25 protein-coding genes are annotated in these 21,530 nt (G+C 37.1%); 1 reads left to right on the top strand and 24 read right to left on the bottom strand.

Going from position 1 to position 21,530, the window contains the following annotated elements; translation table 11 throughout:
• Nucleotides 1-50 precede the first annotated feature (50 nt).
• Genes MWH30_RS06660 through MWH30_RS06640 form a run of 5 tightly spaced genes read right to left on the bottom strand, consistent with a single transcriptional unit; the run spans nucleotide 51 to nucleotide 7,693 of the window.
• Complete coding sequence (locus MWH30_RS06660; RefSeq protein ID WP_248663284.1) at nucleotides 51-371, bottom strand: hypothetical protein; 321 nt, start codon at nucleotides 369-371, stop codon at nucleotides 51-53.
• Between the two features lie 5 nt (nucleotides 372-376).
• On the bottom strand, nucleotides 377-1,759 hold the full coding sequence (locus MWH30_RS06655; RefSeq protein WP_248663283.1) for an LVIVD repeat-containing protein: 1,383 nt from the start codon (nucleotides 1,757-1,759) through the stop codon (nucleotides 377-379).
• An 8-nt stretch (nucleotides 1,760-1,767) separates the two neighbouring features.
• Nucleotides 1,768-2,523 carry a hypothetical protein gene (locus MWH30_RS06650; RefSeq protein ID WP_248663282.1) on the bottom strand — a complete coding sequence of 252 codons (756 nt, stop codon included), beginning with the start codon at nucleotides 2,521-2,523 and terminating at the stop codon, nucleotides 1,768-1,770.
• Nucleotides 2,524-2,526: 3 nt separating this feature from the next.
• Nucleotides 2,527-2,922 carry a hypothetical protein gene (locus tag MWH30_RS06645; protein ID WP_248663281.1) on the bottom strand — a complete coding sequence of 132 codons (396 nt, stop codon included), beginning with the start codon at nucleotides 2,920-2,922 and terminating at the stop codon, nucleotides 2,527-2,529.
• A 55-nt stretch (nucleotides 2,923-2,977) separates the two neighbouring features.
• On the bottom strand, nucleotides 2,978-7,693 hold the full coding sequence (locus MWH30_RS06640) for a phage tail tape measure protein (RefSeq protein ID WP_248663280.1): 4,716 nt from the start codon (nucleotides 7,691-7,693) through the stop codon (nucleotides 2,978-2,980).
• 154 nt (nucleotides 7,694-7,847) lie between these two features.
• Between MWH30_RS06640 and MWH30_RS06635 the strand changes: the two genes are divergently transcribed.
• Nucleotides 7,848-8,009, top strand: a complete 162-nt coding sequence (locus MWH30_RS06635; RefSeq protein WP_248663279.1) for a hypothetical protein — start codon at nucleotides 7,848-7,850, stop codon at nucleotides 8,007-8,009.
• Between the two features lie 264 nt (nucleotides 8,010-8,273).
• Here the strand turns inward: MWH30_RS06635 and MWH30_RS06630 are convergent, their stop codons facing one another.
• From MWH30_RS06630 to MWH30_RS06540, 19 genes are all read right to left on the bottom strand, one after another.
• On the bottom strand, nucleotides 8,274-8,516 hold the full coding sequence (locus MWH30_RS06630; protein ID WP_248663278.1) for a hypothetical protein: 243 nt from the start codon (nucleotides 8,514-8,516) through the stop codon (nucleotides 8,274-8,276).
• Between the two features lie 44 nt (nucleotides 8,517-8,560).
• Nucleotides 8,561-8,974, bottom strand: a complete 414-nt coding sequence (locus tag MWH30_RS06625) for a hypothetical protein (RefSeq protein WP_248663277.1) — start codon at nucleotides 8,972-8,974, stop codon at nucleotides 8,561-8,563.
• 133 nt (nucleotides 8,975-9,107) lie between these two features.
• Complete coding sequence (locus tag MWH30_RS06620) at nucleotides 9,108-10,259, bottom strand: phage tail tube protein (RefSeq protein ID WP_248663276.1); 1,152 nt, start codon at nucleotides 10,257-10,259, stop codon at nucleotides 9,108-9,110.
• A gap of 45 nt (nucleotides 10,260-10,304) precedes the next feature.
• Nucleotides 10,305-10,703: a hypothetical protein gene (locus tag MWH30_RS06615; RefSeq protein WP_248663275.1), complete on the bottom strand. Its 399-nt coding sequence runs from the start codon at nucleotides 10,701-10,703 to the stop codon at nucleotides 10,305-10,307.
• Nucleotides 10,704-11,111 carry a hypothetical protein gene (locus tag MWH30_RS06610; RefSeq protein WP_248663274.1) on the bottom strand — a complete coding sequence of 136 codons (408 nt, stop codon included), beginning with the start codon at nucleotides 11,109-11,111 and terminating at the stop codon, nucleotides 10,704-10,706.
• Between the two features lie 10 nt (nucleotides 11,112-11,121).
• Entirely contained in the window at nucleotides 11,122-11,571 is a 450-nt protein-coding gene (locus MWH30_RS06605) for an HK97 gp10 family phage protein (protein ID WP_248663273.1), read from the bottom strand.
• Nucleotides 11,572-11,584: 13 nt separating this feature from the next.
• The gene (locus tag MWH30_RS06600; RefSeq protein ID WP_248663272.1) at nucleotides 11,585-11,884 is read right to left on the bottom strand and encodes a hypothetical protein; all 300 of its coding nucleotides are present in this window, start codon (nucleotides 11,882-11,884) and stop codon (nucleotides 11,585-11,587) included.
• Nucleotides 11,885-11,894: 10 nt separating this feature from the next.
• Nucleotides 11,895-12,230: a hypothetical protein gene (locus MWH30_RS06595; RefSeq protein WP_248663271.1), complete on the bottom strand. Its 336-nt coding sequence runs from the start codon at nucleotides 12,228-12,230 to the stop codon at nucleotides 11,895-11,897.
• On the bottom strand, nucleotides 12,230-12,643 hold the full coding sequence (locus tag MWH30_RS06590) for a Rho termination factor N-terminal domain-containing protein (RefSeq protein ID WP_248663270.1): 414 nt from the start codon (nucleotides 12,641-12,643) through the stop codon (nucleotides 12,230-12,232). The genes MWH30_RS06595 and MWH30_RS06590 overlap by 1 nt, the downstream gene beginning before the upstream one ends.
• Nucleotides 12,644-12,672: 29 nt before the next feature.
• Nucleotides 12,673-13,668, bottom strand: a complete 996-nt coding sequence (locus MWH30_RS06585) for a major capsid protein (protein WP_248663269.1) — start codon at nucleotides 13,666-13,668, stop codon at nucleotides 12,673-12,675.
• The gene (locus MWH30_RS06580; RefSeq protein ID WP_248663268.1) at nucleotides 13,668-14,126 is read right to left on the bottom strand and encodes a hypothetical protein; all 459 of its coding nucleotides are present in this window, start codon (nucleotides 14,124-14,126) and stop codon (nucleotides 13,668-13,670) included. The genes MWH30_RS06585 and MWH30_RS06580 overlap by 1 nt, the downstream gene beginning before the upstream one ends.
• The gene (locus MWH30_RS06575; RefSeq protein WP_248663267.1) at nucleotides 14,126-15,640 is read right to left on the bottom strand and encodes a DUF2213 domain-containing protein; all 1,515 of its coding nucleotides are present in this window, start codon (nucleotides 15,638-15,640) and stop codon (nucleotides 14,126-14,128) included. Before MWH30_RS06575 ends, MWH30_RS06580 begins: the two co-directional genes overlap by 1 nt.
• A gap of 48 nt (nucleotides 15,641-15,688) precedes the next feature.
• Nucleotides 15,689-15,868, bottom strand: coding sequence for a hypothetical protein (locus tag MWH30_RS06570; protein WP_248663266.1), 180 nt, complete (start codon nucleotides 15,866-15,868; stop codon nucleotides 15,689-15,691).
• 30 nt (nucleotides 15,869-15,898) lie between these two features.
• Nucleotides 15,899-16,636: a phage minor head protein gene (locus tag MWH30_RS06565; RefSeq protein ID WP_248663265.1), complete on the bottom strand. Its 738-nt coding sequence runs from the start codon at nucleotides 16,634-16,636 to the stop codon at nucleotides 15,899-15,901.
• Between the two features lie 4 nt (nucleotides 16,637-16,640).
• Entirely contained in the window at nucleotides 16,641-18,143 is a 1,503-nt protein-coding gene (locus tag MWH30_RS06560) for an anti-CBASS protein Acb1 family protein (protein WP_248663264.1), read from the bottom strand.
• A gap of 11 nt (nucleotides 18,144-18,154) precedes the next feature.
• Entirely contained in the window at nucleotides 18,155-19,507 is a 1,353-nt protein-coding gene (locus MWH30_RS06555; RefSeq protein ID WP_248663263.1) for a DEAD/DEAH box helicase family protein, read from the bottom strand.
• Nucleotides 19,497-20,081, bottom strand: coding sequence for a hypothetical protein (locus MWH30_RS06550; RefSeq protein ID WP_248663262.1), 585 nt, complete (start codon nucleotides 20,079-20,081; stop codon nucleotides 19,497-19,499). Before MWH30_RS06550 ends, MWH30_RS06555 begins: the two co-directional genes overlap by 11 nt.
• Nucleotides 20,082-20,356: 275 nt before the next feature.
• Nucleotides 20,357-20,671, bottom strand: a complete 315-nt coding sequence (locus tag MWH30_RS06545) for a YbjQ family protein (protein WP_248663261.1) — start codon at nucleotides 20,669-20,671, stop codon at nucleotides 20,357-20,359.
• Nucleotides 20,672-21,049: 378 nt separating this feature from the next.
• Complete coding sequence (locus tag MWH30_RS06540) at nucleotides 21,050-21,502, bottom strand: DUF722 domain-containing protein (RefSeq protein WP_248663260.1); 453 nt, start codon at nucleotides 21,500-21,502, stop codon at nucleotides 21,050-21,052.
• Nucleotides 21,503-21,530 lie beyond the last annotated feature (28 nt).

Below are 21,530 nucleotides of genomic sequence, written 5' to 3'. Positions count from 1 at the left end.
AGCATATTAAGAAGTAGCGGTCTATTTAAATTGTAAGAAAAACTGAGCTTTTAACAGGACAAATGTCCTAACAGTAAATAATCAATTCTTGGATTAATTAAAAACTGCATAAGGAAACCATTGTAATCTATAGATCGCATAGATGCTTTAGTTCCTCCATATGGTATTTTAATTACTTTATTCATCTTGCCAGTATTGAAATAATTCAAATCTGTGTCTGGACTAATTATACATAATTCATCTTCTAAGTTATAAAGAATAACTTTATTTTCTTTATCCCTCATTTGTTTTTTAGATCTATTTATTAGCCTATATTCAATTTCAGCACCTAAATTTTCTCCAAGCTTTGCATCAGAAATAATCATTTCCACTTTTATCATCCTCCTAATAAAATTGATAAGTCATAAATGGCTAATCTATCATCCCAACTACCTGTAATCAATATATCATCAATATGGTATAAAGATTTAATTCTATCATGGTGGTAATCAAAAGTAGCTTTATGGTCTGGATTACTGGGGTCAGATATATCATAAATTTTTACTATCCCATCTGCATCGCCTATAACTAATATATTGTCCCTATGATAAACAGCATAAACACCAGTATCAAAATCAATAGTAGCTTTATGGTCTGGATTACTGGGGTCAGATATATCATAAATTTTTACTATCCCATCTGCATCGCCTATAACTAATATATTGTCCCTATGATAAACAGTATAAACACCAGTATCAAAATCAATAGTAGCTTTATGGTCTGGACTACTAGGGTCAGATATATCATAAATAGCTGATTTATCATCCCAACTACCTGTAATTAGTATATCATTTCTAAGATAAACATCATCGATATATGAAGTATGGTAATCAATAGTAGCTTTATGGTCTGGACTACTAGGGTCAGATATATCATAGATTCTTGCTGTCTCATCAGCACCCGCCGTAACTAAAATATTATTTCTAAGACTCATAGTTCTAATATTATCACTATGACCATCAGTAGTAGCTTTATAGTCTGGATTACTGGGGTCAGATATATCATAAATTTCTGCTTTATTATTACGACCCCCTATAACTAATATATTGTTTCTGATTCGTACAGAATTAAGCATATCGCCAACATCAATAGTAGCTTTATGGTCTGGATTACTAGGGTCAGATATATCATAGATTCTTGCTTTTTCATCATTACCACATGCAACTAAAATATTATCTTCAAAGTGTGCGGATTGAACACGTCTTCCTTGTTCGTCTGTAGCCCATATTAACGATTTGCTATATTGTTTAATTATATTTATTTTATTAATTTCAATTTCTGCTAACCGTTTAATTTTTGGAGAATTATCCCTTGCTCGGATACCTATATAAAACTCATCATTGTTTGGTATAATATCATGAGTTAATAAGCTTTCTTCTTTTTCATAAGTATAACCAGCACCAACATGTTCATCACCGCTTTCAGCATCCATATAACCAGTTAATTCTATTTTATCACCTGCTTCTAATTCAAATTTATCTTCAGTAATCCAAGTTCCTTCTTCTATATCATCATCATTGCCTGCCTTGATATATAAATATTCTCCTTCTTTTGACATTTCAGGAGAACCAGCTATATAACCTTCAACCCAATTAACAAATTCTTTTCCATGGTTGTATAGTATAAGCCAGACAGTTAAACCATCAATAGTTATCTCTTTAACTTCCTCGTCATCTACTTTGACTGATTCTAACTCCATTCCATCTATGGTTATTGTCATTTTATCACCTACTTTGTTTTAAAATTAATTATACCATCACCGTCATCACCATTTACTTGTATCTCATAACCATTTAATAAATCATCAGCGTAACTTTTAGCACTACTTTCAGCACTGTCAGCAGCATTATTAGCTATAATATTTGACATTAATTGAGAGTCTTCTTTTACTCTTTTTAAATCAGCATAATCAAAATAATCCCCTATTGTTCTATAGTCGACAATTAATTTAGTACTTTGGTAATCTTTATTAGTTACCTTAACATACTTGAAAACTTCATCGTCTTCTATTTGTTCGGAATACATAGGATCTTTACTTTTTAATTCAAAATCTTCTTCATAGGTTAATTCAGTGCCAGATTCAGTTTCTATCTTGATCGTACTTTCTAAAATAGTATCATGTGCTAAAGGGAATACTTCATCACCTACATCCCTATGTTCTTCATTTTTGATTTGATAACCAAAGAAGTTTAAATTTAGCCTGATTGGAGTGAGAGTTTTATAATTGAAGACCAATTTAACTTCTTGATAATCTTCATTGATTATTCTCAGATACCTAAATACCTTATCATCAACTTCATTAGAATATTTTTCGATTTCACTAACCAGTTCAAAATCTTCTTCGTAAGTCAACTCCTCTCCGCCATCTGTTTCTATCTCAATCGTACTTTCTAAGATAGTGTCGTGTTCTAAAAAGAATATTTTATCGCCTACATTTTCGTGTTTTTCATCCTTAACAGGGTATCCACATAAGGTTAAGTTCATCTGTTATTCCTCCCCTTTAGGAGCTTCTATCTCTATAGTTATAGTAATGGTATCTGCTGAGTTTTCTAAAACTGGAGCATAGGGAGATTCAGGGTCTTTGATATTCTGCTTAGGTGTTACTGGATCTCCTCCCTCTGCTTGATTAAACAAACACCCTTCTTCAAATGCTCTCGGCAGATCTATATCCTCATTACTGCCACTAAATTCACCTTCTAAAACTAAAACATCAGCTCCTTCTTCATGTATCCACTCTAACCTTTCATCTTCATCAATAGATATTCTTAAAAACTCTTCTCCTGTATGGTCAAATAAAGCCAAATACTCCCAATGATTTATCTCTTTACCTTCGATAAAATCTCTAATAGTTTGATATCCAAATTCCGTAATCTCTTTTGGCATAATCATCGCCTCCCAATAAATATGAGGAGCAGCCTCCTGCTCCCCGTAGTTATTTTTAAATTTGAGTTTTCTCTTGTTCTTCCTGCCAGTCTTCCCATTTTTCAAATAATTCTGTCTGGCTTGGGCCGTAAAGATGTCCTATGCTGGGATTAAAATAAAAGTGCTGATTAACTATTTTAGCTTTTTCACCTGAAGTATCAGCTCCAGCATAATAATCCCCACCGGCATATTCCTCACGGCCAGATTCACCAGGTACTCTATCGTAACCAAAGTCAAGTCCTGCTTCTTTTAGATCTTCCATTACAACATCTAACTCTGATTCTATAACTTTAAAAGCTTGCCTGGGGTCTTCTACGCCATCTAGTAAGCTATCCACATTACCAAAATCAAACCAATCTTCGAATAGCTTTTGATAAGTTTCACTCTCTACAAAAGCGTCTATCAACCCATCTTTAGCATTTTGATAGATGCTCTCTCCCATTGATTGAGTAAAGTCTAAATAGTCGCCAGTATCTAAAGCGTCTCTCATAGCTGAGCCCAATTCATTGCTAACAGTATTGGCTATTTCTCGGGCCCGCTCTTCAGCTTCAGTCATAGGCAGCATCTGGTCAATCATTTCTTCACTTATTCCAGCATCTCGTGCCTGCTGTCTTATAACATCTACAATGGTAGTCATATTTTCTTGCTTATCTTCTAACTCAGCCATTTCATCAAATAGACCATCTAAATCACTAGATTCTATCAGATCTTCAGAGAAATCCATTAAATTGCCATCTTCACTCAGATCATATTCTACTAATTCATCTGCAACGCTCCCAAAAAGTTCATTAAATCCTTGGTCTAAGTCATTTAATAGAGTATCATACATTAGGCGGGATATATCTTCGAACATTGTGCCAAAAGCACTGCTTAATCCTCCGGCAAATGATTCAATTAAAGACCCACCATCAGCAAAAGTATTGATAAAACTACCTCTGACATCTTGCATTACTGTAATAATTCTTTCGCCGCCATCTACAAATTTATCTGCATACTCTTCTACAGCTTCATCTATTTCAGGCATATGATCATCTAAATCCTTACCTGATTCTTCGTACATCTGCTCTATTTGTTCTCTATAATTTTCAACTTGATCCTGGGCTGATTGCCATTCGGTCATTCCAAAATCTTCATACCGAACAGATTCAGAGAAGTTATCAATTTGCTTTTTAAGCTCTCCTATAGTATCTAAGTAATATTGAATTTGATCTTGTATTTCTTCAAGGTTTGTATCTACATCATCTCTTATCCTACTTTCTCCAAATATATCTTCTATAACATCTTCATCAAAATCACTTTCATCTAAACCTTGAATTAAGTCATTCATCTCTTTTAGATCATCGTAATCAGGCCCCCAAGAGCCTCCGGCACGTTCTAAAAACCCAGATACATCATGGCCCATATATCTCAGTGCAGTAAATAAATCTAAAGTTTCACTCATATCTTCATCACTTCTGCCAGGTGTTCTACGATTTCTAGCTCCTAATACTTCTAGCTCTGAAAAATCAGGTAGTATATCTGTCTGCATCATTCCTAAATAATTTTGCAAGTGCTCTTCACCTTGGCCAATATAGTGTTGGGTAGGATGGCCAGCAACTAACGACACTATGTTTCTAGCTGTTTCTAAAGTATTCCCCTTGATTTCTTCTAAAAGCTCTGTTTGTTCTTTAGATTCAGCTAAACCTTCTTCAAAGGCTTCGATTTGTTCTTGTTGTCTTTGTCTAGAGCTACTTATCAATTCGCTCCCTATTCCTATCCCAGCGCCTGCTATCATTCCAGCGGGCCCGCCTGCCAAGCTAGCTAACGATGAAGCACCACTGGATAACGAAGAAGCTCCTATATTATCTAACCCTGAAGCAAGGTTTCCTAATGTCCCACTTAGGCTATCCATTAGGCTCATACCACTTTGCATTGAATTAATCAAGCTATCGAGATTATCTAGGGTATCACTTTCCATACCTAAATTATTCAGATCGCTTATAACCCCGGAAAGATCGTTAAGTGTTGCCTCTAAGGTATCAGCAAATCTTTCTAAACTACTTGTAGAACCCTCTAGTTCATAACCTGCCTCTTCCAGCTGATCTTCAAACTCTTCCAATGCTTGCTGAGCCTGCTCAAATGCTTCCTCAGGATCATCGCTAAAGTCTATCTCTTCAATATCAGTTAAAATACCAGCAAATTCAGTTTGGAAATGAGCCTCGAAAGCATCTGCAAATTGATTAGTTATATTTTCGGTAGCTGCTCCGTATAAGTCCTGGGCCAGCATATTCTGAAGATCTCCATAGTCTCCATCTTGACCTAAGATTTCGGTTAGATTTTCAGCTAGTACACTATTGGTCTTTTCTAATAGTCTGCTTTGCTCTTGTTGATTACTTTCAATATTTTCAAGAAACTCTTCTACTTCTCCGGTATCTTCTTCAATCTGACTTTTAACATCTTGCAGTTCATTTTCAAAGCTATTTTGGATTTGATCAACCGAAGCTATAACCTCAACTAGCTTTTGAAATTCTTCTGTATCCTCGGCTATTTTAGATAAGTTTTCAAGCATTCCGTATAGCATTGAATCGTCTGCTAGTCCTGATTCTTGGAGAGTAGAAAGGTTACGGCCCACATGTCCTCCATCTTTATATCCACGTCTGGCTTGTTCAAGTTGTGCAATTATAGAACCAAACTCAGGATCATCTACCATCCAAGCAGGAGCTACCCACTCCCCACCGTGAACTACTCCGGCTACTTCATCTACTGGTATATTGCCTGTATAACCTCCGGATTTCAATCCAGGAAGCGGATTATGTACTGAACTTGAACCGCCACTTGGTTGAAATCTAGTAAACCAACTATCAGCCTTTGGCCCTATTTCACTTAATTTTTCATCTAACTCTTCAGCTATCCAGCTCCCTATTTGGAAGTTCATAAATACTGTAAAAGCTAATGTTCCAGCTTTTGGACCACCTATAAAACTAACTCCTATACCAGCAGCTAAAGCAGCAATCAGATCAGCACCAAAGCTTTCAAAATCGCCTTCATCTCCTAAAGCTTCTTTTAAGGCTATACCTACTGAAAGAACACCTAACATACTAGTTCCTAAACCAACCTTACCAGCTCCTAAAGCTGCTGTTCCTAACCCTAATCCTAAACCAGATATTATTTTAGCCTTAATAGCAGCAGCTGCACCCTTCATCAAAGCCAAGCTAACCTTCAAAGTAACAATCCTACCTAGAACAGTTTGTAAGTCTCCATCCTTAAGAGCTTTCCAGGTGTCACCTGCAAATTCAATCAAAAACTTTACAGCTTCAATGCTTCTTAAATCATCCCATATTTTTTTAATATCTTCTATAACTTCTTCAGTTATCTCTCTGACCCCGAAGAGGTTCAACCTCCAAGCAGCATATAAAGCAGCTACCCCTGTAATCAACAAGCCTAAAGGAGTAGTCAATGCCAAAAATGCAGTAGCCACCGCTGCGATAATCGCTGCTGTTTTAGCTAATCCAAGTGCAAATTCGGCTACAATCTTGATCGCTTCTCTATTTTCTTCTATCACTTCACCGGTCGTCTCTAACCATTCCCTGAGTGTAGTGATAATATCTCTGGACTCACCCTCGAAAGCAGAGCCGATCTGTCTTAATACATTAATTGCAGTTTGGCGTAATCTGTTGAAATCGTGAGCTATATTATCTATCGCCTTCTCGTGGGCCTCTTCCATAGCTCCTGAAGAGTCCGCTACATCATCGATTATCTCTTCAAACTGCTCATAGTTGCGGATCATAGGCCTTATAGCCCTACTTGCTTGCTCTCCAAAGCCTATTTCTTCTAAGTTGCCTATTACTTCCTCTCTTGACATATCTTCCATATGCTCAGCTAATTCTTCCATAACTTCGGGTAAGCCTCTAAACTCTCCTAAATCATCAAATACCTCTATCCCAGTTACACTTCTTATTTCCTCTGATCTTGCAGCTAATTCATCAAAAGCCCTAGCTAAAGATGTAGTAGCTTGATCAGCATTCTGGCCCTGCTGAGTAATAAAACCTAAAGAACCATAAACATTACTTAACTCTTCGTCCAAAGCAGCAGCTGATGGAATTAACTTGCCTATGTTATTTCCTAGTTCCTCATAAGTTATAATCCCTGAACGGATTGTGCTAAATTGAATATCATAAACATCATTAAGCTCATCAATAGACATTCCGTAGGCATTAATAGTAGATATTCCAGCTTTAGCAGCGGTATCAACCTCAGTCATTCCAGCCTGAGCAGCCTTGGCAGCCTGCTCTAATACTCCCATAGAATTTGCAGCATCAACTCCAGCAGAAACTACATCATATAAACCCTGAGTTAGCTCTGTAGCACTCTTTCCAGTCTGATTTGATAATGATATTATAGCCTGCTCATACTCTCTCAACTCTTCCTGAGACACGTTTAATAGCGTATTGACATTAGATAACTCTTTTTGCAAATCTGCATAAAACTTTATTGGAATCGATGCTTTGGCAACAATCAGGGTAAAGAAGCCCAAGGCAGCATTTCTGATTGTCTTCATAGTATTTCTAAGCCTCTCCCAACCTCTTTTCATCCGCTCAATATTGCGGATTATCTTTCTGCTTTGAGATCTAACACCTCTAGCTACCCTCTCCAATTCTCTTCTCATTCCCTGGAGGCTTTGAACGGTAGCGTCTATTCCTTGTAGATCTTTCTGGGCCCGGATCATAAGACTTACAACTTCTTGCCTAGTCATTGATTACACCTCCTATTAAATAGAAAAAAACACCCTTGCGAGTGTTTCAAAAATTAATTATTATTTAAATATTTCGGGAAATAAAAAAACCACCACTATTTGGTGGTTTAATATCTATTTATTTTTGTCGATACTGGTAAAGCATGTTATAATAATGGTTAAGCCAGCACCTATTATCGGTAGGTACTGGCTTACCAGAGCGCTGCCTCCTAAATATTCAAGAAAGGAGGTGGTTAATATGAATTGGTTAAGAATAATCGAAGTGTTATTAGCCATCCTCCAACTACTATTGGAGATAATCAAGAAACTACTTTAAAGTAGTTTTGACTCTATAGACCTTACATAGGAGGTAACTCTGGGCCCAGCTAGACCCCCATCTAGCTGGGTTTATTTTATAATACACTTTTAATAGTTAGTTTGTTACTAATTATTATGCACAAATCAAAATAATATAACCAAAAATCAAAGCTTGTCTTAATACCTAGATACCTAGGTACTTACATGCATATTGTACCAGTATTATAGTCCCATATCAAGTATTATTTTAAAATAATTTAAATACTCACTTGACATCACTCCCCTATTTTCTCTTCTTCCTATCCTGCTTCTTCTTGATCTGCTGATTAACATAGCTTTGAATCAAAAACAAACGATCCATAAGCACCGCCGGATGATTATCTATACCCACCGCATCACCATAAGGTAAATGTTGAAGCTGCCAACGACCGTTGAAATCATTAACAAAATAAATGCTAGCCTCCTGAATCTCTCGATAATACTTTCTCCCCTTATGAGTTCCAGGAGGTTCACCTCTAACATACATACCAGCAGCATTATAAAGATATCTCCGCTCATCAGACCTAGGATCTAGTTTTTTGTCTCTACCACCATATCCTCTTCTAGATCATACTTAACCTGACACTCAGGACATCTAACAACCTTAGTCTCTTCTTCTAACTGTCCTAAGTCATTAGCCTCAATAATCTCATCAGCCAGATCCATAAGCAGGTCAGCAACTTCAATATTTTGCTCTATATTACCATCATTAACTTCCTCTTCGCAGGACCAATCAGTAACCTGCTTTTTTAGAATCCACAGCACTTTATCACTCTCAGGGGACTTATCTATATTAGTCTCCATCTCCTGGCCCTTCTTAATCTTTAACTTCTCAGGCTGGCCGAGCCTTTGGTAGCTCCTGCGGTTAATTAGTGATAAATATTTCTTAGCCTCAACAAATCTCTCTCCATCTTCAACTCTAATAGTTTCTTCTCTCATTGACATTAGTATCAGCTCCCCTATTATTTCAATGGTTATCAAAAATATAAAAAGACTTACTATTGACAACAAAACAACCCCAAAAATATAAAGAAACAAAAAGCTAAGAACACAACGAATAATAAAAAATACTAACCTCTTAGTACTTCTGATCATTCTCATCAACAACAGTAACAATCATTGGAGTCTCCTCAGTCTGATCAAATAAAGCATTACCATTGAAGCTAGTAGTTACCTTTCCGGGCCCGTCTACCGGAGCCTCCACAGAATTAACCTTAACTCTTGGGTACTCAATAGCCAATCCTTCATCAAACTGAGCTTCAACCTCAGTATAGATATTTTCTTTCTCCTTTTCCTTCAGGTCAAGATACATCTGCCTATCAAATTGAGCCGTAAAGTCCAGGTTAATCTCACCTTCCTCTACATCCAGAGTTCTACGCTGCTTAGTCCGGTTAAGACCAAAATCTTCAGTATCCAGATTATTATTAACTGCAGTAGTAAAATCATCTACTATATCGGTGGCATCTTCTTCATCAATCAACAGATCAATATCAGTAGCCACCATTTTAGGACCCGTAAGATTATCAACAGTATAGTCATCTTCCGGAGCCTGATCCTCAACCTCATCTCCTTTAATACCATTCCAGGTAACGTCTAAAGTAAGATAAGCTTGCGAAGTAGCATTAAGGTTAAGAGAGTTAATCTTACAGTCCTTGAAAATAGAGTACATATCCTCATCTCTCATATCTCTAATCAAGGTGGCCCAATAATCAATAGTTAAAGCTGTTTTGAATACGTGAGCATATCTATCATTATTGACTACTGCATCTCCAGCACTCGGAGCTTCTTCTAGAGGCTCATCAAGCTTAACTAACTTAGTCTCGTGATCTACACTGTCTATAGTAGCAGTATCGATATCAATATCTATAGAATCTCCTGCTTTGAGTCCATAGGTAGCCTCAACCTTGATAGTATTTTCAGTATTATCCTCACTTTCAACTACTTCAGTTTGAAAGTTATTCGGCTCTGAATTTTCTTCAAAGCCAGCTAGTTTGAGTAAATCCGGAAAGCTTTCTATATTAACCTCCAGATTAGAATCACCATCACAGTAGATAGCGGAAGTCATTTCATCTTCCACGAAACGATTACCGGTTAAGGCTTCACTTTCGGCACTTTCAGTTTGAGTCTCCATAGTAATGCTTCTAGGCATATATCTCTTTAACTCCTGAGCCTCTTGGCCTTTTTCTTCTTGGATCCCAACCATCATTCTTGCGTTGCGTCCAGTTCCCATCTTGCATTCCTCCTTCTAAAATAATAAAAACACCCAAATAGGGGTTTAAATGACTTCTCCTTTGATTTTAATAACTGCCTTAAACTCTTCATTGTCGTGTCGTCTTTTCTTAGGTAAACTAACACTTGCTCCAAACAAATACTTTTTGTTTAACTCTGAGCTAGTTACTAACTCTTTCATTATATCTTCAATCTTATCTATAAAAGAACTCATATCTACATTATCATTAGCTGGAATTGGCTCATAATAAACTAAATTAAAAGCAAAGTTATTATAAGCAAACTTACGACTCAAACCTTTCGTTTCTGGATCAAAATTTTCAGGATCAACACATAGGGCCGGATAGTCCCCAGGGACAAAATATTCCTCTTTTGTCTTATTTGTATATTTGATTGTAAAATTATCAGTAACCTGCTCTTTGAAATCATTTAAAACTTCATTCACTTATAGCACCTCCCAACGGATATCAAAGGATACAACTACTTCCCATAATTCTAAGACCTTATTTTTCTTTGGGGTACCTTCTTTATTTCGATACCGACAGCTATAAACATAAATATTTTCATCCTCCAGATCTTCCCGGCTTTTATCTAAGTGTTGAATTATCTTTGGCCGTAAATAGTAAGCTGACCTAATGTTAGGACTAAAGCCGTGAATAAATAGAAGGTCATCAAATTTCATCTTTCTATTTTTATAAGCTTGGCCAGTATCCAACTGATAAGCCAAGCCATAATCTACCCCTTTTAAATCCTTTAAGTGGCCATAAGACTTCACTTTATCCACTGGCCCGTAACTATCACTTATCTTCAGTTGACCTAAATAGTTTTCAATTACATCAGTTATAAGCTTCAATTATCACCACCTACCCTAAAACCTCAATTATCTTCTCTTCAAAATAATCATAAATTTCATCCTCTACATTCTTCTTAGCTTTCTCTACAAACTTATAAGCCTGAATCAACTCATTGCCATGTTCATCTTCAGTGCCATAGTTTAAATACTTAGTATATTCAGCTGGAAAAATAGTCACTCCGTAGCGGTGGTTTAAGTCTCGAGCTACATAACTAGTAATTGCTTTCCTCATATAGCCAGTATCTATCAAGTCTCTAACGTATTTACCGTGTTTATCGGGAGTTTTATGGTGCCACTTATCCTGTTTAATTAGTTTTTGGACTTCTGATTGATATATTTCTGCACATTGAAGTAGGATCCGATCAAGTTCATCTTCAATTTCATGTTCAACTATCTTTAACTCTCTAATCTGTTCGTCAAGACCTTCCCATTCAAATGCTATCAACTCATCTTGAACCAATAAGCTCACCCCCTCATCCTAGCTTAACTAATTCAGCCCTTAACCACTTACGGCCCAACTTCGGAACAGTAACTATCTTATAGAGACCGTTTTCATCTTCGAGAATATAGCCTTTCTTAATGTTTTGGGTAAGCTGGCCCTTTAGTTTAGCTGACCCCTCATAACTTTCTCCATCTTCTCCGGTATCATAACTAACTGATTCATCAATCTTACAAGGGTAATCAGTCATTATAACGCCATCTTTGGCCTCAGACTCAACTCCAACTATACCTTCATCCTGAATATTCGAGCTAATAACCTTCATAAACCTCATCAGATCACCTCTATAAGAAACTTATTTCTGCATTATCACTTCTCTCATCTTCTTCAACTATATACTTATCCGGGACAAAATCAGCAGCTTCCTTAACATCTTTACCCCATTTGTAGTTAAGATCATCCTCTGATTCGCTTTCAGTACCAGGAGTACGATGATATTTATATTCTGCATAATCAAAGGCAGCATCTTTCAAAATATTCATATCAGTAGAGTTGTTATTAGTCAAATCAGAAATTTCAGCATTAACCCGGTTGACTATCCGGGCCAACTTCTTCTCTCTAAAGTCACCATCAATCTCTAGGTTATCTCTAAGCTCTTCTGTAGTTATATATTCAATCATTACTGATCATCTTTCTCTTCTTGCTCTTCCTGAGCAGCTAAAATCTCTTTAATTAACTCTTTCTTCTTCAAGTTATTATAATCAGTAACTCCCAGCTCTGAACCGATAGATCTTAGTCCGTCTTCACCAGTCACATTTTTAGCTTCTAATTCCTCACGAGTGTATTCGCTTTCCTCATTTTCCGCAGAGTCACTTTCTTTAGAAGAGTTATCTTGCTCCTTGGAATCTCCAGTATTATCTTCGCCATCAGCATTATTCTCGTCAAGCGGGCCCGGTTGAATAACCTGCATATTCTCCTTAAAAGATTCATAGGTATTCTGACTTACATCTTCTATAACTTCGCCAGCCTTATAGGTAACACGCTTCCCCGCTTCAGTACGGGAAAACGTGCTCCTTAATAATTTAACTTTCATTTATAAAAGCCTCCTCTTATGATTTGAATTTAAGCTCCAGTATAATGAACCAGACCGCAGCGACCTTTAGAATCAGAGCGGATCTCAGGTACCCAACAAGCCATTACCTTATAATGAGACTTTAACTCCCCATGTGTATTCCACTCTATAGTATTGATGCTTTCTGCAATCTGTAAGTTAACCACATCAGAAGTCATCTGCACAAGCACTAACTCTCCATCTTCAAGATTATAAAGCGGCTTAATATCTTCAAGATTAGGAAACTTATCTAAGACTCTATCTCTGGCCGTCTGTCCTGAGCCATCCTCATAAACTTCCATCATTTCATCCCATTGCTCAGAAGCAGTATATAATAAGAAGGGCCCGCGGAAATCGCCATTATCCCTAGCATCTTTAATCATTAAACGGACGGTAGTATAAATATTGCTCAGTGTATCCCAACTCCCTGGTGCTGCTCCTTGAATTCGATCCGGGAAGCTTGTATAGCCATAGATCTTATTTCCGTTTAAAGTAAGCTGCACCCCATTAACTACCATATCTTCACTAGCTTCCGAAACTTTTCTAGTAGCCTCGGTAGCCTGGCTATCATCTAGGGAAGTACCTCGGCGACGACTAGCCTGCAAGCGTCTAATATCAAGAGTGAAGTCTTTTTGCACAATCGGAATTGGAGTAGATGCAATATCAAAGGTCTGGGTATCTTCTTCACTATCGGTAATCGGGCTCATACTAATCTCAGCCTCAGTCATTCCAGAAGCCTTTTCATACTGAGCCAGCAGTGATCCTAACCCTCCGGCATCCTTAGTTAAGTTTCTATCGATCAAATCTTGAACTGCATGCAGTCTATTTCTAGCTACGGTTACAATAGTATCATCAATTACCTTCCATTCATCTTTTCGCAGCAGACTAGCATTAGTTTTAAGCCTTTGCTTTTTGATCTCGTTCAAAGTAAGTCCGGCCAGCACCATCCTATTAAAGTTATAACTTGCTCCGCTTAATTGATCAGGAGCTATAATATTTTTACTCATTATTTAATCACCTCTACTCGAATTCTAGTTTTCTCTGTTTCTCCGCTGTTATCTACCGCTTCCACCGCTTTAAAACGAGCAGCATCTACTTGAATAACAGAGCTGTCACCATCAGCAGTTGGCTCATCGTGGGCCTGCAAAGCTCCATTTCCTGCTGATTCAAGCAAATCGTCTTTACCTACATCCTCTCCAGCACCTAGGAGCATATAAAACCTCTCTCCAGTATGACCAACTTCATATCTTACTTGATCATCCTCTGAATAGGTTTCATCAATACTCCTTCCTATATAACCTTCTTCTTTAGCCACTAAAGGAATACAGTTCTCTCCAGCTGATGAGTGAGGTTGCACCTTACCATCAACCTCTTCTAGCAACTCACCTGGAGTAATCTCAGCAGCTGCCGGCGCTTCTTTTTGACAGTCTACATACTGCTTAATATGAATCTTTTTTGGTGCCATTACTTACTACCCCCTTGGTTTGATTTTAAGTCATCAATAGTTGAACCTTCATAATCAACGTCTTCATCCTGCTCTAGATTAACTCTGGGCCCGCCTAACCCCGAATAGTCAACTGCCGAAGAACTTCCAAAAGCTCTACTTAAAGACTTAAGCTTATCTAAGCTCATCTCTTTAAGTTCTTCTTCCGGAAACGGATTATCTTCAGAGTTAGCAATCAGGTCAATATAAGGTCTTTTCTGCTCCACCTTATCCTTATTGATCTCTTCTTCAAGCTGCTCTAGTTTATTAGTTACTGGCTCTAGAGCCTTGTTGATGATCCCTTGTAGCTGGTTAGCTTGTACTTCTTCATTATCTTCATCTTCCTGCTTTGAAGAAGTATCCTCACCGGAATCACCTTCAGTGCTTTCTTCGCCTTCCTCTTCATTACAATCCAAACCACCAGCATAAAACTCTAATTCTTCATCATCCATGGCCTTTAAAGTACTTTCAGATAACTTATTACAGTCACAATCCAGCACGTTAGCAATAATATCTTCTCTGCTAGCATCTTCATTTACTTTCATCTCTTCATCCTCCTTATTGTTGTTAATTGGCTCATACTCTACCTTCCTTTGCACTTCCTGAGCCTCTTCGCCTAAACTAACTTCATCCTCATTATCATTACGACTATAACTCATTTGGTATAAAGAAGATTGACGCTCCATTCTATTATCGATAACCCGGAAGATTACATAATTTGGAAATACCTCCCTTACCCTAACGCTAATCTTCTTTCCGCCGAACTTATCGGCTAACTTCTTTCTTAACTGACTCCTTACATCTCGATCGCTTAGATCATTATCTACTATTTCTTCTTCTTCATCTAGCGGGCCCAGGCTATCTAAAAATCTACCAAACAAGGTTTCCACCTTTTCCTTGGTGCTGATAATACCACCCCCTCCCTGCTGCTCATTAGCCCTGATGCCGCAACCATCTTGCCAACTACAAGCTCCTTTGGTCTCTGGGAGCAAAGCTAAATGATCAGGTCTAAGGTTATATTGCTTGCCATTATACTTTTGGCCGTTATGGTAGCCGCTCTCTTTGCTGGTATCAGAAAAATAACCACTGCTTACATCCAACGGCTTATTATTTTTGATCTTTTTTACAGCCTTCTCTCCCTTAGGTATCTTTTTGGCTTTATCTTCATTAATCCAGACTTCGCCTTTGAGCTGCTTCTTTTGTTGATCATAGGATACATTAAAAACTATACCTACTTTATATCTTTCTAATGTTTTTGGGGAAGAGTTGGCACTTACCTTACGGCCCTGATCATCCTCAGGGTGAGGGACTGTTACCGGTACCCCATTCCAAGCTGCTATATACTTGCTTAATTCATTAGCAGTAAGCAGCTCTCCATTAAGCACTTGCTCTTGGACAATTACCACTGGAGCCACTAAATACTTCTGGCCTTCTAAAGTCTTATAGCTTATATTTTCATTCTTTATCTCATTACAGACTAAATTTAACTCTGTCAACTTTACACCTCCTTTCTAGGTAATATAAAAAAACACCCTTGCGGGTGCTTAAGCTAGTTTTTGTTCTGCTTTTTTCACTATACCATCTAATCGCTGATACTCTTGATCACCGATTCGTTCATATTTTTTAGCTTGCTCTAATTTATTCTTAACCTCATTGATTTGCTCTTTGGATCTCCGGCCATCTAATAACCAATCATCATAGGTTTTGCCGACATCGTAGTCCACACCTGGGACTATCGGTCTACCGATACTACGTCAGTTATGATGAGCCGGTAACATGTCCCTGATTTCTTCTAAAGTATAGATATTACCATCTCTGCTAGCACATATCATTGTAGTTCTAGTATCTAAAGTAGCGTCATAAATAACTTTTTCCACGCTTGATTGTTCATAAGTATCAAAGTTAGCTGAATTTAATATTTTATTATACCAGCTGCGGAAAGTAGTCTTAGCCCTAGCTTCTCCCATCTTCCCAGCTTGGGCCAGCCTTTTAGCTACCCTTTCTGGGTTTTCTCCTAAAGCAATTCCTTGAAATACCTCCGTCTGGATCCTATGAGCTAAATCAGTACTGTACTTGCTAATATATTCAGTTAATGTTTTACCGGCAATCTCGGCTTGATCAATAGCAACGGTTTTGATTGACTGAACAGGTAGTCTTGAAAAAGACTGATCAGTAGCTTTAGATATAGTTTCTTGCACAAAAAGCGACTGCTGCTTATATCCCTGAGCCAGTCCATCCCTTAATTCCTTCTTAAAATCCTGAGCATATTTTTTTATCTCAGCTTCGATCTGCTCTTTCAATTTTTGTTTACGGTTATACTTATGCAACTTAGACTTAGACCAGCTGCCGTCTTCACTGGCTTTAGGAAACATCTCCAGCAAGTCTCTATCTATTCTTTTTAAGGTACCTTCCAAAAGCTTAACATATTTCTGGGCCCGCTCCTCTTCTTTCAACCTTTCTTCTATACTCTTAATTACAAACTCCGTAGGCATATTATCACTCTTCTCCAGCTAAAGCTTGGTCCATCTCTTCTTTAATCCGATTATACTCCTTCTTATCTTCCGCATCTAACCTATTAAGTTCCTTTTTAACTTCTAGGCCGTCAATAAGCGGAGCTATAATCTCAAGTCTAGTCTCCTGGCTAATGTCCTGATCTTCTCTTAACTTTCTAGTTATCTCTAATAAGGAACTCACATTTTTATCAGGCATCTTATCCCGATCTATATTAAGTGAGGTATATTCTTCTATTATATCGACTATTAAGGTTGCATCTTCTAAAAGCTTGGTTACATCTTGGTCAGGGCTCATATTACTCAAAGCATCACTTACATCGCTTAATATTTCTGATTTCTCTTTGGCACTCAATTGGAATAGATTAGGCCAGTTAATTTTATAACTATCTTCAGGCTCACTAATAGCTCCTTTATCGATACACCAATCTACAAAAGGTTCTAATATTTCAGGGTTAACATAGTTTTCCCTGCGGCTTTCTATATAAGATAGCCAGTTCCTCTCATCTTGACTGCTGGCCAGCTCTCCAGCTTCATTACCTATTAAAATTCTAACCGGCATATTAGCTGAGGCTGCTAATAGTTTGATTATAGTTTCAAAGCTAGAGGAAGGATCAGCAATTTCATTGTTTAGCTCGTTAATTTCAATTCCTTTGGTCTTTATCCAACGAGTTAATTTATTATAAAACTTCTCTATTTCAGCCTCAGTTTCTTCTTTCTCTCCGGGCCCAAAATCATAATCCTCCTTAGGTTGAAACTGCTTAGGATTTCTAGCATTAAGCCAAAATGTCTCTGCACCACCGCCAACAACTTTAAGCAGATCGATTAAATTATTATAAGCTCTTTTAAGTCTGGGCCTGCCAATTACATCGGATTCATCTTTATCCTCCGCTATATGAATTATTCTACTTTCATGTACTTCCTTAGTCTTTGTTTGACCAGTCGCCGGAAAATCAATCTTAACATTATAGAATTTAGGTTTACCAAACTTCTTATTACTTGCATCCTCATAATACTCTTTAATCTCTACGCTCCCCTGGTGATAAGGTTTGGTATATAATATATCTCCGGGCCCGCTTAACGAGTTATCCTCTAAAGGTTCATTGAGATTTCCTTGACTAGTCCCGATAAGTAATATTCCAAACTGACCTATCCCGCTTATTTTATCGGCCCTCTTCATATAATGGAACAGCTTTGTATTCTCCCTGATTTCTTTTATATCCTTTTCAAACTGAGTATCATTATCCTGATCTTCTATGATTTTGGGACTGTTTTTCCAAGAATAGAAGACTGGCTTTTCAACTATATTACCTGCTATAGGATTACGATCGTACATATTCCAATAGTCTTCAAAAGACATTCCGCCTATCCCTGGATAACCAAGCACATCATAATAATCACGCTCACCATTATGGCTAGTTCCTATTCTGCTTACAAATCTAAATCTATTAACTAAAGCACTCATAGCTTTAATTGCTTCTTCTGACATTGATCCACCTCCTACCAGGTACCAGCTGTTTTTCTTTTAGCTTCGTAATAACTCAATACAAATCCATCGGCTCTGTCAGGACTCTGGCCAGTCCTCTTTTTAAAATCATCTTTAGATTCTATCCTAAATCTATCCTTAGAATCGATACTATACTTTCTACTGGATAACTGAGCTATTAACTCTTCATCATTTGGAATCTGATTAGGATTTTCTTTTAAGTACTCTTTAGCTAAAAAATACATTTCAGTTACTTTATTAGCGTACTTATCATTTTCGGCTGCTTTTTCTCCAAAGCCAACAGGAATTATTATAGTATTATTTAAACTCTTAGCTTTAAGTTCATCAACTACTCCACCTCCAACTCCTGTTACATCAACTTTAATTTTAACTTGATACTGGCTATTATATTTTTTAGCTAAGGCAGCTGCAAAGCCTGAAGTATCTGTAGTGGAAGTCTGCTGCTTTATTTCATAATCTAAGTTTTTGCCACCTCTCCTGCTGTAGAATACAGTTTCATCGTCTCCATACCGGGCCACATCTACTCCAATATGAACTACTCTACCTTCTGGATCTATCTCTGTCATTGCAGCCTTTTCAGGTAGAGTAATTGGAATAATAGTATCTGGCTCCTGAGTTGGAAATTGACCTCTAACTCTTACCCGGGCCACATTGGAGTGATAGCCGTATCTATCATAGATCCTATCTATATACTCCTGACTAACTAAAGGACTATCCTCGCAAGAAAAAGTAAGACAGTTAAAGAAGTCTCTATCTTTTTTATGCGAATCATAAAACATACCTGAAATTTGAGTAGGATTTCCACACATTAAAAGACGGGCCCCATCATTTGTTAGGGCCCCCTCTATAACTTCCATTACTTCTTGATCTACCCCTGAAGCTTCATCAACTATATATAAAACTTCATCAGCATGAAAACCTTGCATATTATCAGGTTTGTTTGAACTTCTAGGAGTAGCAAACCACATATCCTTATACTCTTCATCATTAAATGCAAATCTAGTTTTGGTCCATAGAAAGAGTTCATGTTCCTTTAGTTTGCTTTGGTTATACCATTTCTTGATTTCAGGCCAAAGTATATCATTAAGCTGATGGCCAGTAGGAGCAGTACAGGGGATCCTGCACATAGCTCTAGTAAACATAAACCAAAGCACTACCCAGGCTTCGCCTGCTGTTTTTCCTACTCCATGGCCCGCTTTAGCAGAAGTGGCCCGATTTTCTAAAACTGAATTTAAAAGCTTAGCTTGCTGATCAGTAGGCTCTTGACCAATAATATCTTCTACAAATTCTACTGGTTTGTCATAATAAAAATAAGAGAGCTCTTCCCAATCAGGTTCATTGGTCATTGCTCTCCCTCTCTTTTCTCCTTTTATAAGCTGCCATTATTCCTTCTTTAGCAGTTGTATTCAAATTAATGTTTTGCTCAAGCTCTCCCATTTCTTCTGCAATTAACTTTAATACTCTTCTGGCAGTATCAAGTTTATTTTGATTTAAAGATCTCTGATAAAGACTATCTAACTCTTCTATCCTTTTAGTTTTATTGGCCAGCTTAACATTGATTGAAATATATTTCTCTATTTCCTTCTGTTTTTTCAAAATTTTATCTTGGTACTTCTTTTTATAATAGCAGATTGTAGCAGGTGCAAAACTCATTTCAAACTCTTTTTCTATTAATCTAACAATATCCTTGGGCCCTTTTCCTTCGGCAAGCCATAATATCAATTGCTCCTTTTGATTATCAGTTAGCTTATTTTGACCTACTTCATTAGATTTATTAGTTTTCTTACTTCCTTCGGGAGGATGCTGCCAACACCTCCACTCTTCTGGAGCTTTTTTCATTGCAAACTCTTTTTCTCTAGTACATCTAGAGCCATCATTCTTCTTACCTATGCATCGTAAGATTTTGGTTTCTTCTGGCACTGGCAACACCTCCTTAGTTTAATTTTTCAAATTAAAAAAGCACCCAGTATGGGGAAAGGGGGTCTGGGTGCTTTAAGGGGGAGATTAATCAAATAACAATTTATGAATTTGTTAGGAGTTTTCCTTTTTTAGTTGTTCTCACTTAATCTAAGGCTTCATTTTACAGTTTAGAATGTAGCTTATTTTATATCATCTTCATCAAGTATAATTTTATAATAACCGATTGCAAAATGTGTAATCATTACTTTATAAAATATTGAAATTTTTATGATCTATTATTTTAACTTTACAGCAGTCCCGTAAGCTAAAATTTCAGCAGCTCCTTTCATAACCTGAGAAGTAGTAAAACGGACATTAATTACCGCATCCGCTTCTAGCTTCTCAGCCTCTGCTATCATTCTTTCAACTGCTTCTTCTCTAGCCTGAGTGATCATGTCAGTATATCCTTTAATCTCTCCGCCAACTAAAGTCTTTAATGAAGCTCCAATATCATTTCCTAAATGCTTAGCCTTGATTGTATTACCTCTTACTAAGCCTAGAGTTTTCTTTATTTCTTGGCCAGCAACACTATCAGTATTTACAACTATCATTTATTCGCCTCCAATCTAAAAAGCTTTGCTTTTATTATACGTTATTTGATATTAATTAACAATTAAGTTTAGCAATTTATATAATTGGTTGCGAAAAAAGAAGATAAATGTTTTAATATTTACCTGTTTTATTTTAAAAAAGTTAAGTCATAAGTGACTAAGTTATAAGTATACATAAAATTAGGCCCTACCATTTCAAGCAGGGCCTAAGTCAGATATTGCTCGCTCTCCAAAAGAACGAGGAGGAAAAATTGTGAAACTTCCATTTGTCGCTTTCGATAAAATCTTTCTTATTATACATTATAGCATAAGAAAGGGTAGTAAAAGTGCCAGCAAAGTGCCAAATTAGTGCCAAAAAAGTGACAGCAAAGTGCCAACTCATATTATTTTGCAGTTTTTTATATCCAAATGGCGGGCCAGATTATCTAATATAGACCTCTTCTTACGTTTTACGGATCTTTTTGAGTAGCCAAGTTTAACTGATATCTGCTTTATAGTGTAACCTTCCTTGTAATACATTTCTAAGATAACTTTATACTCTTTATCTATTAGCCGATAAGCTGCATCCATCATTTTCTTTAAACTCTTTAGTTTCTTCATCCTATACTCTGCTCTAGATATCTTTATTTCAAACCCTTCTATTTCGGTTATACTTCCACCGCCTCCTCCACTACCTGAAGCAACCCCGCTATAGTTTGCTCCTCTTGGAGCTGGATCCTCTTCTGCTTTAATCTTTTCTATTTCAATCCTGTCTTCTAACTCACCTGTTAAATACCACTCTATTAATGTGCCGATAAGCTTTCTAGTTTTTCGATCTATCTCTTTAGTCACCTTTACCCGCCCCCTAATATCTGATATA

The sequence above is a fragment of the Fuchsiella alkaliacetigena genome, assembly GCF_023227765.1.
GTDB classification, from domain to species: domain Bacteria; phylum Bacillota; class Halanaerobiia; order Halobacteroidales; family Acetohalobiaceae; genus Fuchsiella; species Fuchsiella alkaliacetigena.
The sequence above is the reverse complement of the archived record's forward strand: the minus strand, read 5'-3'. Positions and strand labels throughout refer to the sequence as shown.